13 protein-coding genes and 1 pseudogene are annotated in these 12487 nt (G+C 63.6%); 1 reads left to right on the top strand and 13 read right to left on the bottom strand.

Annotation, left to right across the window (positions count from 1 at the left end):
- From Q0Y09_RS06985 to hisZ, 11 genes and pseudogenes are all read right to left on the bottom strand, one after another.
- Window positions 1-194: pseudogene (locus Q0Y09_RS06985) on the bottom strand (imidazolonepropionase); the annotation flags it as partial.
- A 107-nt stretch (window positions 195-301) separates the two neighbouring features.
- On the bottom strand, window positions 302-628 hold the full coding sequence (hisE, locus tag Q0Y09_RS06980) for a phosphoribosyl-ATP diphosphatase (RefSeq protein WP_297719619.1): 327 nt from the start codon (window positions 626-628) through the stop codon (window positions 302-304).
- Complete coding sequence (gene hisI / locus Q0Y09_RS06975; RefSeq protein WP_297719616.1) at window positions 625-972, bottom strand: phosphoribosyl-AMP cyclohydrolase; 348 nt, start codon at window positions 970-972, stop codon at window positions 625-627. Before hisI ends, hisE begins: the two co-directional genes overlap by 4 nt.
- 3 nt (window positions 973-975) lie before the next feature.
- A complete protein-coding gene (locus Q0Y09_RS06970) occupies window positions 976-1236 on the bottom strand; it encodes a hypothetical protein (RefSeq protein WP_297719613.1) in 261 nt (86 codons plus the stop codon).
- 12 nt (window positions 1237-1248) lie between these two features.
- A complete protein-coding gene (gene hisF, locus Q0Y09_RS06965; protein WP_297719610.1) occupies window positions 1249-2004 on the bottom strand; it encodes an imidazole glycerol phosphate synthase subunit HisF in 756 nt (251 codons plus the stop codon).
- Window positions 1998-2723 carry a 1-(5-phosphoribosyl)-5-[(5-phosphoribosylamino)methylideneamino]imidazole-4-carboxamide isomerase gene (hisA, locus tag Q0Y09_RS06960; protein WP_297719607.1) on the bottom strand — a complete coding sequence of 242 codons (726 nt, stop codon included), beginning with the start codon at window positions 2721-2723 and terminating at the stop codon, window positions 1998-2000. The genes hisF and hisA overlap by 7 nt, the downstream gene beginning before the upstream one ends.
- Window positions 2720-3328 (bottom strand): imidazole glycerol phosphate synthase subunit HisH, encoded by a 609-nt coding sequence (gene hisH / locus Q0Y09_RS06955; protein ID WP_297719604.1) that lies wholly within the window; start codon window positions 3326-3328, stop codon window positions 2720-2722. Before hisH ends, hisA begins: the two co-directional genes overlap by 4 nt.
- A complete protein-coding gene (hisB, locus tag Q0Y09_RS06950; RefSeq protein ID WP_297719601.1) occupies window positions 3328-3939 on the bottom strand; it encodes an imidazoleglycerol-phosphate dehydratase HisB in 612 nt (203 codons plus the stop codon). The genes hisH and hisB overlap by 1 nt, the downstream gene beginning before the upstream one ends.
- Window positions 3939-5225, bottom strand: a complete 1287-nt coding sequence (gene hisD / locus Q0Y09_RS06945) for a histidinol dehydrogenase (RefSeq protein WP_297719596.1) — start codon at window positions 5223-5225, stop codon at window positions 3939-3941. The genes hisB and hisD overlap by 1 nt, the downstream gene beginning before the upstream one ends.
- Window positions 5222-5863 carry an ATP phosphoribosyltransferase gene (hisG, locus tag Q0Y09_RS06940; RefSeq protein ID WP_297719593.1) on the bottom strand — a complete coding sequence of 214 codons (642 nt, stop codon included), beginning with the start codon at window positions 5861-5863 and terminating at the stop codon, window positions 5222-5224. The genes hisD and hisG overlap by 4 nt, the downstream gene beginning before the upstream one ends.
- Window positions 5860-7026, bottom strand: coding sequence for an ATP phosphoribosyltransferase regulatory subunit (gene hisZ, locus Q0Y09_RS06935; protein WP_297719590.1), 1167 nt, complete (start codon window positions 7024-7026; stop codon window positions 5860-5862). The genes hisG and hisZ overlap by 4 nt, the downstream gene beginning before the upstream one ends.
- Before the next feature lie 191 nt (window positions 7027-7217).
- Between hisZ and Q0Y09_RS06930 the strand changes: the two genes are divergently transcribed.
- Window positions 7218-7970 (top strand): hypothetical protein, encoded by a 753-nt coding sequence (locus Q0Y09_RS06930; protein ID WP_297719587.1) that lies wholly within the window; start codon window positions 7218-7220, stop codon window positions 7968-7970.
- 85 nt (window positions 7971-8055) lie between these two features.
- Here the strand turns inward: Q0Y09_RS06930 and Q0Y09_RS06925 are convergent, their stop codons facing one another.
- Together Q0Y09_RS06925 and Q0Y09_RS06920 are read right to left on the bottom strand one after the other, a co-directional pair.
- On the bottom strand, window positions 8056-8568 hold the full coding sequence (locus Q0Y09_RS06925) for a ferritin (protein WP_297719584.1): 513 nt from the start codon (window positions 8566-8568) through the stop codon (window positions 8056-8058).
- Between the two features lie 68 nt (window positions 8569-8636).
- Window positions 8637-12487: PolC-type DNA polymerase III (locus Q0Y09_RS06920; protein ID WP_297719581.1), on the bottom strand; the 3851-nt coding region annotated here is incomplete at its 5' end.

Here is a 12487-nt window from a genome sequence, read left to right as displayed (position 1 = left end):
CCCTTGGGGCGTGGTACGATCCCTGCCTCCAGCATTCGTTCTTTCCTGCGCTCCCGTATCAGCAGTTGCTTTTCTACATACTTATCCTGAAACCCAAAGTGCTCTGCCACTTCCCGCTGCGTTTTCACCTCTGACAGCATGACTTTGATTTCCGGCAGCAGTCCCTGAACCTGTGTGTAATTTCGTTTCCTCATAACAATACCCCCTGATGTAGTCTATTTTCCTACATCAGGGGGTATTTTGTCACTGTCCGTTTTTACTGGTTCAGTTCATTTTACCGTCCGGTGCTTCTTTTTGCTCATTATGTATTGTGGTCGCTCTGGTGGAACTGCTTCAGATTTCCGATTTTCTGGCTGCGCGCGTCCAGCTCGGCCATCACCGCCTCCAGGGGGATGCCCTGCTGGACCATCATCACCGTCAGATGGTAGAGGAGATCGGAAATCTCCCCCACAGTGTCGCTCTCTACGCCATTCTTGGCAGCGATGATGGTCTCACTGCACTCCTCGCCCACCTTCTTGAGGATTTTGTCCAGCCCCTTGTCGAAGAGGTAACAGGTGTAGGAGCCCTCCTGGGGGTGGGCCTTCCGGTCCAGCACCACCCGGTAGAGCTCGGCCAGGGTATCGTTCATGGCACATTCTCCTCTCTGTTCATGGGGATCTCATGAAAAAAACAGCTGCGCGCACCGGTGTGGCAGGTGGGGCCGTCGGGGCGGCACAGGTAGAGAAGGGTGTCGGTATCACAGTCCGTGACCACCCGCTCCACATGGAGGAAGTTGCCCGAGGTCCCCCCCTTGTTCCACAGCTTCTGCCGGCTCCGGGACCAGAACCAAGCCGTCCCGGTCTTTAGGGTCAGCTCCACCGCCTCCTTGTTGGTAAAACCCAGCATGAGCACGTCTTTGCACGCCGCGTCCTGGATGATGACGGGGATCAGGGCGTCCTTTTGAAACAGTCGGTCCAAATCAAAGTTCTGCATGGCTCAGCCCTCCCATGAGGGCTTTTCCTCCTTCCAGTCCCAGGGGTCCTCCCCCCGCTTCTCCCGTCTGGCCGTGGTCCTGCCCACCGTATGGTCCCGGGGCACAGCTCGGGCCGCCGCTTTCCCGGCTGTTCGGGAGGGTCGGGCCGGCTTCGTCGCAGGAGGCCGGACCGCGCCGGGCTTCCGCCCCCGGTCCCCGTCCTTGAACAGCTCCGTGGCCGCGTCCCCCAGGCCGGCAGCCAGCTTCATCAAATCGTCCAGCATGGTCTTCCCCCCTCAGCGCACCGGGATGCTCCGCTCCCGGAGATAATCCTTCACCTGGGGCACGGTCAGCTCCCCGAAGTGGAACAGGGAGGCCGCCAGGGCGGCGTCGCAGCCGGTCTCTTCAAACACCTCCGCGAAATGGTCCAGGGAGCCGCAGCCCCCGGAGGCGATGACGGGGATGGACACGGCGTCGGTGACGGCCTTTGTCATGGCCAGGTCGAAGCCGGCCCTGGTGCCGTCGGCGTCCATGGAGGTGAGGAGGATCTCCCCCGCCCCCAGGGCCTCCCCTCGCTTCACCCACTCAATGAGGTCCAGACCGGTGGGCTTCCGCCCGCCGTGGACCACCACCTCCCAGCCGCCGCCCTCCCAGGCGCGGGCATCCACCGCCAGCACCACACACTGGGAACCAAACCGCTCCGCCGCCTCGGAGAGGAGGGCCGGGCGGGCCACGGCGGCGGAGTTGACCGATATCTTGTCCGCCCCCGCCCGCAGCAGCCGTCGGAAATCCTCCAGAGTGCGGATGCCGCCCCCCACAGTGAGGGGGACGAAGACCTGGGAAGCGGTGCGCTCCACCACGTCGGCCACGGTGTCCCGGGCGTCGCTGGTGGCGGTGATGTCCAGAAAGACGATCTCGTCCGCCCCCTGGTCAGAATAGTATTTGGCCAGCTCCACCGGGTCGCCGGCGTCCCGGATATTGACAAAATTGACCCCCTTGACCACCCGGCCATCCCGGACGTCCAGACAGGGGATGATGCGTTTGGCTAACACTGTTCCCCCGCCTCCTTTACGGCCTGGGCCAGGTCCAAGGTCCCGGCGTAGTATGCCTTTCCGATGATGGCCCCATAGAGGCCCATATCCCGCAGGCGTTTGACGTCATCCAAAGTGGTCACTCCCCCGGAGGCCACGATCCGGCAGTCCACCGCCCGCTGGAGGGCGGCGAGCTGGTCATAGGAGGGCCCGGAGAGCATGCCGTCGGCGGCGATATCGGTGTAGACGATGGTCTTCACCCCCAGATCCTCCATCTGTTTGGCAAAGGCCACGGCGTCCAGCCCGGCGTCTTCCTCCCAGCCGGCGGTTCGGACCTTGCCGCCCAGGCAGTCGATGCCCACCGCCACCCGATCCGGGCCCCACTGGTTCAGAGCGTAGGAGACCACCTCCGGGTGGGTGACAGCGGCGGAGCCGATGACCGCCCGGGCCACGCCGGACTCCACCACGGTGATGAGGTCGGGGACGGTCTTGATGCCGCCCCCCAGCTCCACCTTCAAGCCGGACTGCTGGATGACCTCATAGAGGAAGGGGAAATTTTTCCGCACGCCGTCCCGGGCGCCGTCCAGGTCCACCATGTGGACCCAGACCGCGCCGGCGTCTGCGAAGCGGCGAGCGGTCTCCAGGGCGTTGTTCGCCACCTGGTGGACCGTGTCAAAATCCCCTTTTTTCAGACGGACACAGCGGCCGTCTTTCATGTCGATGGCAGGCAGCAGGATCATCGGTTCAGCCCTCCAAAATTTCGTAAGATCTGCAAGCCCACCTCGCCGCTTTTCTCAGGGTGGAACTGGCAGCCGTATACATTCCCCTTCCCCACCGCGGCAGTCACCGGCGCGCCGTAGTCGGTTCGGGCGATGACGTGGTCGGGGTTGGCCGCTGCGGCGCAGAAGGAGTGGACGAAGTAGACATAGCTCCCCTCCTCCACCCCGGCAAAGAGGGGCGACGGATTGGGAAAGGTCAGGCTGTTCCAGCCGATGTGGGGCAGCTTGCAGGGGGTCTCGATCTTTTTCACGCTGCCGCCCACCAGCCCCAGACCGGCGCAGGGTCTGACCTCCTCCCCCAGTTCAAAGAGGAGCTGCATTCCCAGACAGATGCCCAGGACGGGCTTCTTTTCCGCCTGGGCCAGGATGGACCGGTCCAGCCCCGTCTCCCGCAGCCGCTCCGCCGCATCGGGAAAGGCCCCCACGCCGGGCAGGATGACGGCATCGGCCCGCTCCAGCGCCCCGGCGTCGCCGGTGACCCGGCTCTCCAGCCCCAGGTAGGCCATGGCATTGGCGATGCTCTTCAAATTGCCTACGCCGTAATCCACGATGGCGGTGTAGCCCATCAGAGCACCCCCTTGGTGGAGGTGACCTTGTCTCCGGTGACAACCACCGCCTCCTTCACCGCCGCGCCCAGGGATTTGAAGAGGGCCTCGGTGATGTGGTGGGCGTTTTTCCCGTAGAGACACTTCATGTGCAGGGTCAGACCACTGTTCACCGCGAAGGCCCGCAGGAACTCCTCGGTGAGGCAGGTATCATAGCTTCCGATCATGGGCTGGGGCATGTGGGCGTCAAAGACCAGGAAGGGTCGGTTGGAGAAGTCCACTGCGGTGAAGCACAGGGCCTCATCCATGGGGATATAGGCGGAGGCAAAGCGTCGGATGCCCTTCCCGTCCCCCAGGGTCCGGCTCAGCGCCTGCCCCAGCACGATGCCCACATCCTCCACGGTGTGGTGTCCGTCCACCTCCAGGTCGCCCTTGGCCTCGACCTCCAGCCCCAGGCCGCCGTAAAAGGCAAAGGCGGTGAGCATATGGTCGAAAAAGCCGATGCCGGTGGAGACCGCGATCTCACCGCCCTCCAGGGCCAGGGAGAGCCGGACGTCGGTCTCTTTGGTCTTGCGCTGGATGCCATAGGCCCGGATCGGCCCCTCTCCTTTTTGGTACACAGGAACTTTCATCAGATTCCCTCCTCTTCAAACCGCACCCGGATGGAATTGGCGTGGGCGGTGAGCCTTTCCGCCTCGGCCAGGGCGATGATCCGGTCCTTGATGGGGGCCAGGCTGGCCCGGTCATATTCAATGACGCTCATGGTCTTGAGGAAGCTGTCCACGCTCAGGGGGGAGAAGAACCGGGCGGTGCCGCTGGTGGGCAGCACATGGTCGGGTCCGGCCAGGTAGTCCCCCAGCGGCTCCGGAGACCAGCTCCCCAAAAAGACGGCCCCGGCATTCCGGATCTGGGGCAGCAGGGCCCGGGGGGCGGCGGTGACGATCTCCAGGTGCTCCGGCGCGATCTCATTGGCCAGGGCGGCGCAGTTGTCCAGACTTTTGCAGACGATGGCGCAGCCGAAATCCCGAAGGGATGCCTCCATGATCTCAGAGCGGCTCAGATAGCCTGTCTGGCGGACGATCTCGGCATCCACCGCCTGGGCCAGCGCCATAGAGTCGGTGAGCAGCACGGCGGAGGCCAGACAGTCATGCTCGGCCTGACTCAGCAGGTCGGCGGCCACAAATTTGGGGTCGGCGGAGCCGTCGGCAATGACCAGTACCTCGGAGGGCCCGGCCATCATGTCGATGTCCAGCTCACCGTAGGCCATGCGCTTGGCGGCGGCCACAAAGGCGTTGCCCGGCCCCACCAGCTTATCCACTTTGGGGATGAAGTCCGCGCCGTAGGTGAGGGCGGCCACCGCCTGGGCCCCGCCCACGGCGATGCAGCGGTCCACCCCGGCGATCTTCGCGGCGGCCAGGACGGCGTCGCTCAGGTTCTCGGTGGGGGGCGTCACCATGACGATCTCCCCCACCCCCGCCACCCTGGCGGGGACGGCGTTCATGAGCACGCTGCTGGGGTAGGCCGCCGTGCCGCCGGGGACATAGATCCCAACCCGGTCCAGCCCCCGGACCAGCCGCCCCACCACGCCCCCGTCGGGGGAGATCCACTCCCGGCTCTTTACCAGCAGCCTTTCGTTGTAGTCCCGGATGTTGGCCGCCGCGTGTTCCAAGGCCGCGATGAGTTCCCCAGGACAGCGATCATAAGCTGCCTCCAGGTCCGCCTGGGTGAGCTCGTAGGGCTCCTTGTGGTCAAATTCCCGGGAGTAACGGCGCACTGCCTCCAGCCCCCCGGTCCGGACGTTTTCCAGGATGGCGGAGACTGCCAGCTGGATGTCGGCCCCCACCTGGGCCGCCCGGGCCCGCATGGCGGCGATCTTCTGCTGTTCCGCCCTTCCGTCCGCTTTGATGATGTCGATCATGACCGTCTCTCCAATTCCCGCTCGCAGCGGCTGATAAAGTCGTCGATGGCCGCCTTGTGGAGCTTCATGCTGGCGGTGTTGACGATGAGCCGGGCGCTCACCCGGCAGACGTCCTCAATGGGCGCCAGACCGTTTGCCTTCAGGGTGGAGCCCGTCTCCACAATGTCCACGATGGCGTCGGCCAGGTCCAGGATGGGGGCCAGCTCCACGCTGCCTTCGATCTTGATGATGTCCACGTCCATGCCCTTTTTTTCAAAGAAGGCACGGGCCACATTGGGGTATTTGCTGGCGATGCGCCGGGTCTTGTAGGTGCCGTAGAAGTTGGTCCCCTCCTTCACCGCCAGGGCGAAGCGGCACCGGCCAAAGCCCAGATCCAGCACCTCATAAAAGGACTTCCCCTGCTCCAGAATGGTGTCCTTGCCCACGATGCCCAGGTCGCACACCCCGTGCTCCACATAGGTGATGACGTCGGGGGCCTTGGCCAATACCGCCTCCAGTGGGTAGTTGGGGATGGCATGGACCAGCCGCCGACCTGGGTCCTTGATGGGGGCGCAGTCCAGTCCCATGGCCTCAAAGAGCTCCACCGCCTTGTCCTGGAGCCGTCCCTTGGAAAGGGCGATCCGCAGCCGTTCGCTCATAGGTCCACCCTCCTCTCGATCCCGTCTTCCAGCACCAGCACGGCGCGGGCGCCCTTCTCCTTTGCCAGGGCCACCGTTTCCTCCACGCTTTCACAGGGGGAGAGCTCCACCGTCCCCGCCGGGGCGGCATCCACCGCCGCCAGGGCCCGGTCCAGAGCGTCGGCCTTATAGTGGACCAGGGTCTCCAGCCCCGCCGCCCCCTCCTCGGGAAGGCAGCCGGCCACCGCGTCCACATCCACGGCAAAGCCGGTGGCGGGGGCCGCCCGACCAAACGCCTCCGTCAGATTGTCATACCGGCCGCCGGAGAGGACGGCGTCCCCCGCCCCCTCCACATAGCCCCGGAAGACCACGCCGGTATAGTAGTCGATCTGATGGACCATCCCCAGGTCAAAGCGGATGTGGTCCCCATAGCCCGCCTTGCTCAGGGCGTTGTAGAGCTGCCGCAGGTAGACCAGGGCGGCGCTGCCGCCGGAGAGGGCCTCGGCCTCGTCCAGCACGTCTGCCCCGCCGAAGAGCCGGGAGAGCCGCCGAAGGGCCTTGCAGGCCCCCTGGCCGGCGTAGGGCTCCAGCAAATCGTTGAGGGCCGCAAAGTTCTTTCCCTCAATGAGCAGGCGCATCTGCTCGATGACGGTGGCGGGCATGTCCACCCGTCCGGCCAGATCCCGGAAAAAGCCCACATGGCCCAGCTCAACATGGTAGTCCTCCACGCCGCAGGCCCGCAGGGCGTCCACCGCCAGGGCCACCACCTCCAGATCGGCCTTCTGTCCGGCGGCGCCCATGAGCTCCACCCCACACTGGGCGATCTCGCTGCTGCCCCCCTTGTGGGCCTGACCGGAGCGGAAGACCGTCTGGTCGTAGAAGAGCCGCTGGGGCAGGGGCAGGGTCTTGAGCTTGGTGGCCGCCACCCGGGCAATGGGGGTGGTGCAGTCCGGGCGCATCACCATGATCTTGCCCGAGCGGTCAATGATCTTGAGCATGCTCTCCTGGGGCAGTGGGCTGCCCGACTGGAGAAAGAGGTCGTAGAACTCCACCTCCGGCGTGCTCACCTCGGCGTATCCCCGCCGCGCAAAGAGCGCCGTCAGGGCCCGCTGGACCTGCCGCCGCTCCCGGCACTCGGCAAAAAGGCGGTCCCGGGTCCCCTCCGGGGTATGGATGGTATACAAGGGGATCTCCCCTTTCCTGCAAAATTACTTTCGTATATTACCACGTTACTATACTAAAGTCAAGGGATGCTTAGGGTATCTGTTCCCCCTTTGGAGCGGGGGCAGGACCCATCTATCTTTTTCCGGATTGCCAGAGGCAAGGGAATCTGGTAAAATAAACATGAAAACAGCTTTGGATGGGAGGTCAGATCATGGAAAAGCTCCAACAGCTCAACCGCTATCAAAAGGTGCTCCTGATTGTGATGACCGCTATGGCCCTGGTCTTTGCGGCGGTCTATTTCAAGACCGTCTCGCGGGTCGGGTTTGCATACCAGGACGCCATTTTTGTCCCCAGCCGGGAAAACGGCAGCACGGTGTATTCCGGCACGCTCCTGGGTCAGCAGGCGCGTTTTACGGTATCGGAGGACCGGACCGTCGTCTTTCAATGCGGCGACCACGTCTATGGCCCCTTCATCGCAAAAGAGGACCCCTCCGCCATCCCCAAGGACAGCGAGCGGGCAGACCGGATGACCGGGGTGGATCTCCGCGAAGGTGGGGAGCTCCTGTTCCGCGGCGGTGTTTTTGAATTTGGGGGCACGCTCTGGCTGTTCCATGCGGATGGCGGCCTTGTGACCACTGATTTTTCCGTGACCAGCGGCGGCATTGAGCGGGTCACCATGGACTCTGTCAAACCGACTCCATCCGCTATCCTGGAGCTGATGGGCGGCGAGCCCAAGCTGACCCATAAGGGGACATGGCTTGCCTGGTTTGCCGGCGTGGTCCTCTGCGCTGTCAATGCGCTGCTCATTCTATTTGCCGACGAGCTGTTCCGCTGGAATCTGTCCTTCTGGATCCGCAACCCGGACTACGCAGAGCCCTCCGACTGGGAGATTGCAACGAGATATCTCTGCTGGACTCTGCTGCCGGTTTTGGCGCTGGTCTCTTTTGTCGTGGGACTTCAATGATCCAGACATGGGCTGCCGGGCAGCCCCCTCTGCTATGGGTAGAACAAGAGCCCTGTCCGCACAGCGGGCAGGGCTCCTGTTCCCTTTACAGCGTCAGGGAGGGCGCCGTATAGGTCCGGGCCGCCATCTCGCTGTTGAGCATGTAGAGACTCTTGGCGTCCTCGCCGAAGAGCTCCATCTTTTTGACAAGGTCCTCGGCGTTCTTCTCCTCCTCGCCCTGCTCCTTCACGAACCAGTCCAAAAACTGCATGGTCCGGAAGTCGCGCACGTCATAGGCCGCCTCATAGATCCCGTGGATCAGACTGGTGACGTACTGCTCGTGCTCCAGGCCCAGCTTCAGGACCTCCAGCTTGTCCGTCAGCGCCTTATCCGGCTTTGCCACGGCCTCCAGCGTTACCTTCGCGCCGTTGTTCTGAAGGTATTGCAGCATGAGCATGGCGTGGTCCCGCTCCTCCTGGGCCTGGATCTTGTACCAGTTGGCAAAGCCATCCAGCCCAGTCTCCTCATAGTAGATGGAGAAGTCCAGATAGAGATAGGCGGAGTAAAACTCCTTGTTGACCTGCTCGTTGAGCAGCGCCGCTACCTTTTGATCCAGCATGATATCCGCTCCTTTTCATTTTTTTACAGTTTATCATATTTCCCGTCAAGATACAAGGCAGCCACCCCTCAAAATCCGTCAAAAAGGGTCATCTGGCTGGTGTCCGGCATACCGGCCAGGGCGCCGCAGAGCTTGAGGAGCTCAATGTGGGCCTTGGTCACCTTGGGGCAATCCATGGAGAACTCCTCCACGGAGAGGTACTCCTTCCCCTTCCGCTGCTCCACAATGGAGACAGCCGCCGTCTCACCCAGGCCGGGGATGGCCATAAAGGGCGGGATGAGGGCCTTTTTCTCCTCGTTTACCTGGAAGCGCACCGCATCGGACCGGTAGAGATCCATCTGCTCAAAGGTGAAGCCCCGGATATAGAACTCATAGACCACCTCCAGGGTGGTGAGCATGTCCTGCTCTACGGCGGATGCCTCCTTATCCTTGGCCCGGATCTCGTCCATTTTGGCCTTGGCCCGGTCCAGGCCGCGGCACATCACGGTGGCGTCGAATGCCTTGGCCCGGATGGAAAAATAGGCGGCGTAAAAGGCCAGGGGCCGGTGGACCTTGAACCAGGCGATGCGGAAGGCCATCATCACATAGGCCACGGCGTGGGCCTTGGGGAAGAGGTAGGCAATCTTCTTACAGGAGCCGATATACCAGTCGGGGACGCCGTGCTCCCGCATCTCGTCCTCGGCCCCCTCGGGGAGGCCGCGGCCCTTTCGGACGGCCTCCATGATCTTGAAGGCCCGCTTCTCGTTCATGCCGCAGGAGATAAGGTAGATCATAATATCGTCGCGGCAGCCGATGGCCTGGCCCACGGTGGCGGTGCCCGAGAGGATCAGGTCCCGGGCGTTGCCCAGCCACACGTCGGTGCCGTGGGAGAAGCCGGACAGCCGCACCAGGATGTCGAACTCCGCCGGCTTGGTCTCCTCCAGCATCCCCCGGACAAAGGAGGTGCCGAACTCCGGGATGGCGGTTGCCCCGGTGGGACCCAGGATCTTATCGTCCTCATAGCCCAGGACCTTGGAGGTGATGAAGATGGACCGGGTGTCCGGGTCGTCCAGAGGGATGGTCTTGGCATCCATCCCGGTGAGGTCCTCCATCATGCGGATCATGGAGGGGTCATCGTGACCCAGCATGTCCAGCTTCAGGAGGTTGGACTCCATGGAGTGGTATTCAAAATGGGTGGTGATGATGTCGGTGTCGGTGTCGTCGGCGGGGTGCTGCACCGGGCAGAAGTCGTAGATCTCCTTGTCCTGGGGAATGACCACCATGCCGCCGGGGTGCTGTCCGGTGGTCCGCTTGACCCCGGTGCAGCCCTTGGCCAGGCGGAGCATCTCCGCCCGGGTGGCCGTTTTGCCCCGCTCCTCCATGTACTTCTTCACGTAGCCAAAGGCGGTCTTCTCCGCCACGGTGCCGATGGTGCCCGCCCGGAACACGTGGGACTCGCCGAAGAGCTCAAAGGTGTGCTTGTGGGCGTTGGACTGGTACTCACCGGAGAAGTTGAGGTCAATGTCGGGGACCTTGTCGCCGCCGAAGCCCAGGAAGGTCTCGAAGGGGATGTTGAAGCCGTCCTTCTCATACTGGGCGCCGCACACGGGGCAGACGGCGTCGGGCATGTCGGCGCCGCAGCCCGCCCCCTGGGTCTTGGCCGTCTCAAAGTCGGCGTGCTTGCAGTTGGGGCAGCGGTAGTGGGGCGGCAGGGCGTTGACCTCGGTGATGCCCGACATGAAGGCCACAATGGAGGAGCCCACCGAGCCCCGGGAGCCCACCAGATAGCCGTGGTCCAGAGAGTCCTGCACTAGCTTCTGGGCCGACATGTAGATGACGTCGTAGTGGCGCATGAGGATGTCGTGAAGCTCGGTCTCAATGCGGTCCACCACGATCTGGGGCGGCTCCTCTCCGTAGAGCCGCTTGGCCTTGCCCCACACCAGGCGTTTGAGCTCCCCCTCCGAGTCCTCCAGCTTGGGGGCGAAGAGGCCGTTGGGCAGGGGATTCAAGTCCCCGCACCAGGCGGCGATGAGATGGGTGTTATCAATGACCACCTCCCGGGCGGTCTCCTCCCCCAGGTAAGAAAATTCCTTCAGCATCTCGTCGGTGGTGCGGAAATAGAGGGGATTGGGGGAGTCGGCGTCCTCAAAGCCCTTGGTATTGAGGAGGATGTGGCGGTAGATCTCATCCTCCGGGTCCAGGAAGTGGACGTCGCCGGTGGCCACCACCGGCTTGCCCATCTCCCGGCCCAGTTCCACGATGGTGCGGTTGAACTCCCGCAGCTCCTCCTCATCCCGGGCCTGGGTGCGGCCCGTTTTGTCCGGGCGGAGCATGAAGGCGTTGTTGCTGATGGGCTGGATCTCCAGATAGTCGTACCAGGAGGCGATGCGCCGGAGCTCTGCCCAGGAGGACCGGCGGACCACCGCCTGGAAGAGCTCTCCCGCCTCGCAGGCCGAGCCCAGCAGCAGGCCCTCCCGGTTTTCGTCGATGAGGCTTTTGGGCATGACCGGATACTGCTTGCGTTGGAAGTGCTCCAGATGGGCCTTGGACACCAGCTTGTAGAGGTTCCTGAGCCCCGTTTGGTTCCGGGCCAGGACGATAAGGTGGCGGGCCCGGCGCTTACCCTTGCGGCGCTGGTTCTGTCCGGCCACCCAGCGGTTGATGGGGCCCAGGGAGTGGATGTCGTGCTCCTCCTCCAGTCGCTTGAAGAAGGGCACCAGCATGTAGGCCACGGTGGAGGCGTCGTCAGTGGCCCGGTGGTGGTTGAAGGCGGGCAGGCCCAGGTGGCCGGCCACCACATCCAGCTTGTGCTTGGAGAGCTGGGGCAGCAGGGCCTGAGCCAGGGGGAGGGTGTCCACCGCCGTCACATCCAAGGGGATGCCCATTCTCCGACAGCCCTCCGCGATAAAGCCCACGTCGAAGCCGGCGTTGTGGGCGGCCAGGGGCCGGCCCTTTACGAAGTCCAGGAACTGCCGGATGGCCTGGGCCTGGCTGGGGGCCCCCTTCACCATGTCATCGGTGATGCCGGTGAGCTGGGTCACCTCATAGGGGATGGGCCGCTCCGGGTCCACAAAGGTGGAAAAGACCTCGTCGGTGACCCTGCCGTCCTTGTAGACCACGGCGCCGATCTCGGTGATGACGTCGTGCCGGGCATCCAGGCCGGTGGTCTCCAGATCGAAGCAGACGTATTCCCCGTGAAAATCGGCGTCCAGCTCCCCCCGGACGGCGGGCATATCATCCACGTCGTTGATGAAGTAAGCCTCCACCCCGAAGAGCATCTTGACGCCCGCCTTTTTGGCGGTGGAGTAGGCTGTGGGGAAGTCGTGACAGACGCCGTGGTCGGTGATGGCGATGGCGGGGTGGCCCCAGGCCGCTGCCCGCTGGATTGCCTTCTTGATGTCGGTGGTGGCGTCCATGGAGGACATTTTGGTATGTAAATGGAGCTCCACCCGCTTTTTCCCCGGGGCAGTGTCGGTCCGTTCGGGGGGACGAGCACCCTCCGCGATGCCGGTGGGCTCGATCTGGAGCTCGCCCTGGTAGGGGCTCACCCGGCCCTGGACGATGAGGTGCTGTCCCTCCTTCAAAGCCCCCGCCAGGGCCTTGCCCTCCTCCCCCACCAGGAACCTGGCCACCCGGATGGAGTTGGTCCGGTCTGTGATATCAAAGCGGACGATCCATGCCCCCCGCTTCTTCATTTCCACATGGTCGGTGGCGAAGACGTCCCCCTCAATGGTCACCATCTCGGTGTCCAGGGTGACCTCGCTCATGGGGATATGACCGAATTTCTTGGTGATCTTTCCAAAGAGGAGCTTGCCGCCCCCCTTTTCCTTCTTCTTTTCGCTGGGCGCCGCCGGCTTGATGTGCTTCAGGGCCTCCTGACGGATGCGTTCCGTGCGGCGGAAGACCTCCATGGGGTCCTCCTCCGCCGGGGCGGCGGGGG

Source organism: Intestinimonas sp. (assembly GCF_026169115.1).
Taxonomy (GTDB): Bacteria; Bacillota; Clostridia; order Oscillospirales; family Oscillospiraceae; genus Intestinimonas.
Note: the sequence above shows the minus strand (reverse complement) of the source record. Positions and strands in the feature narration are given on the sequence as shown.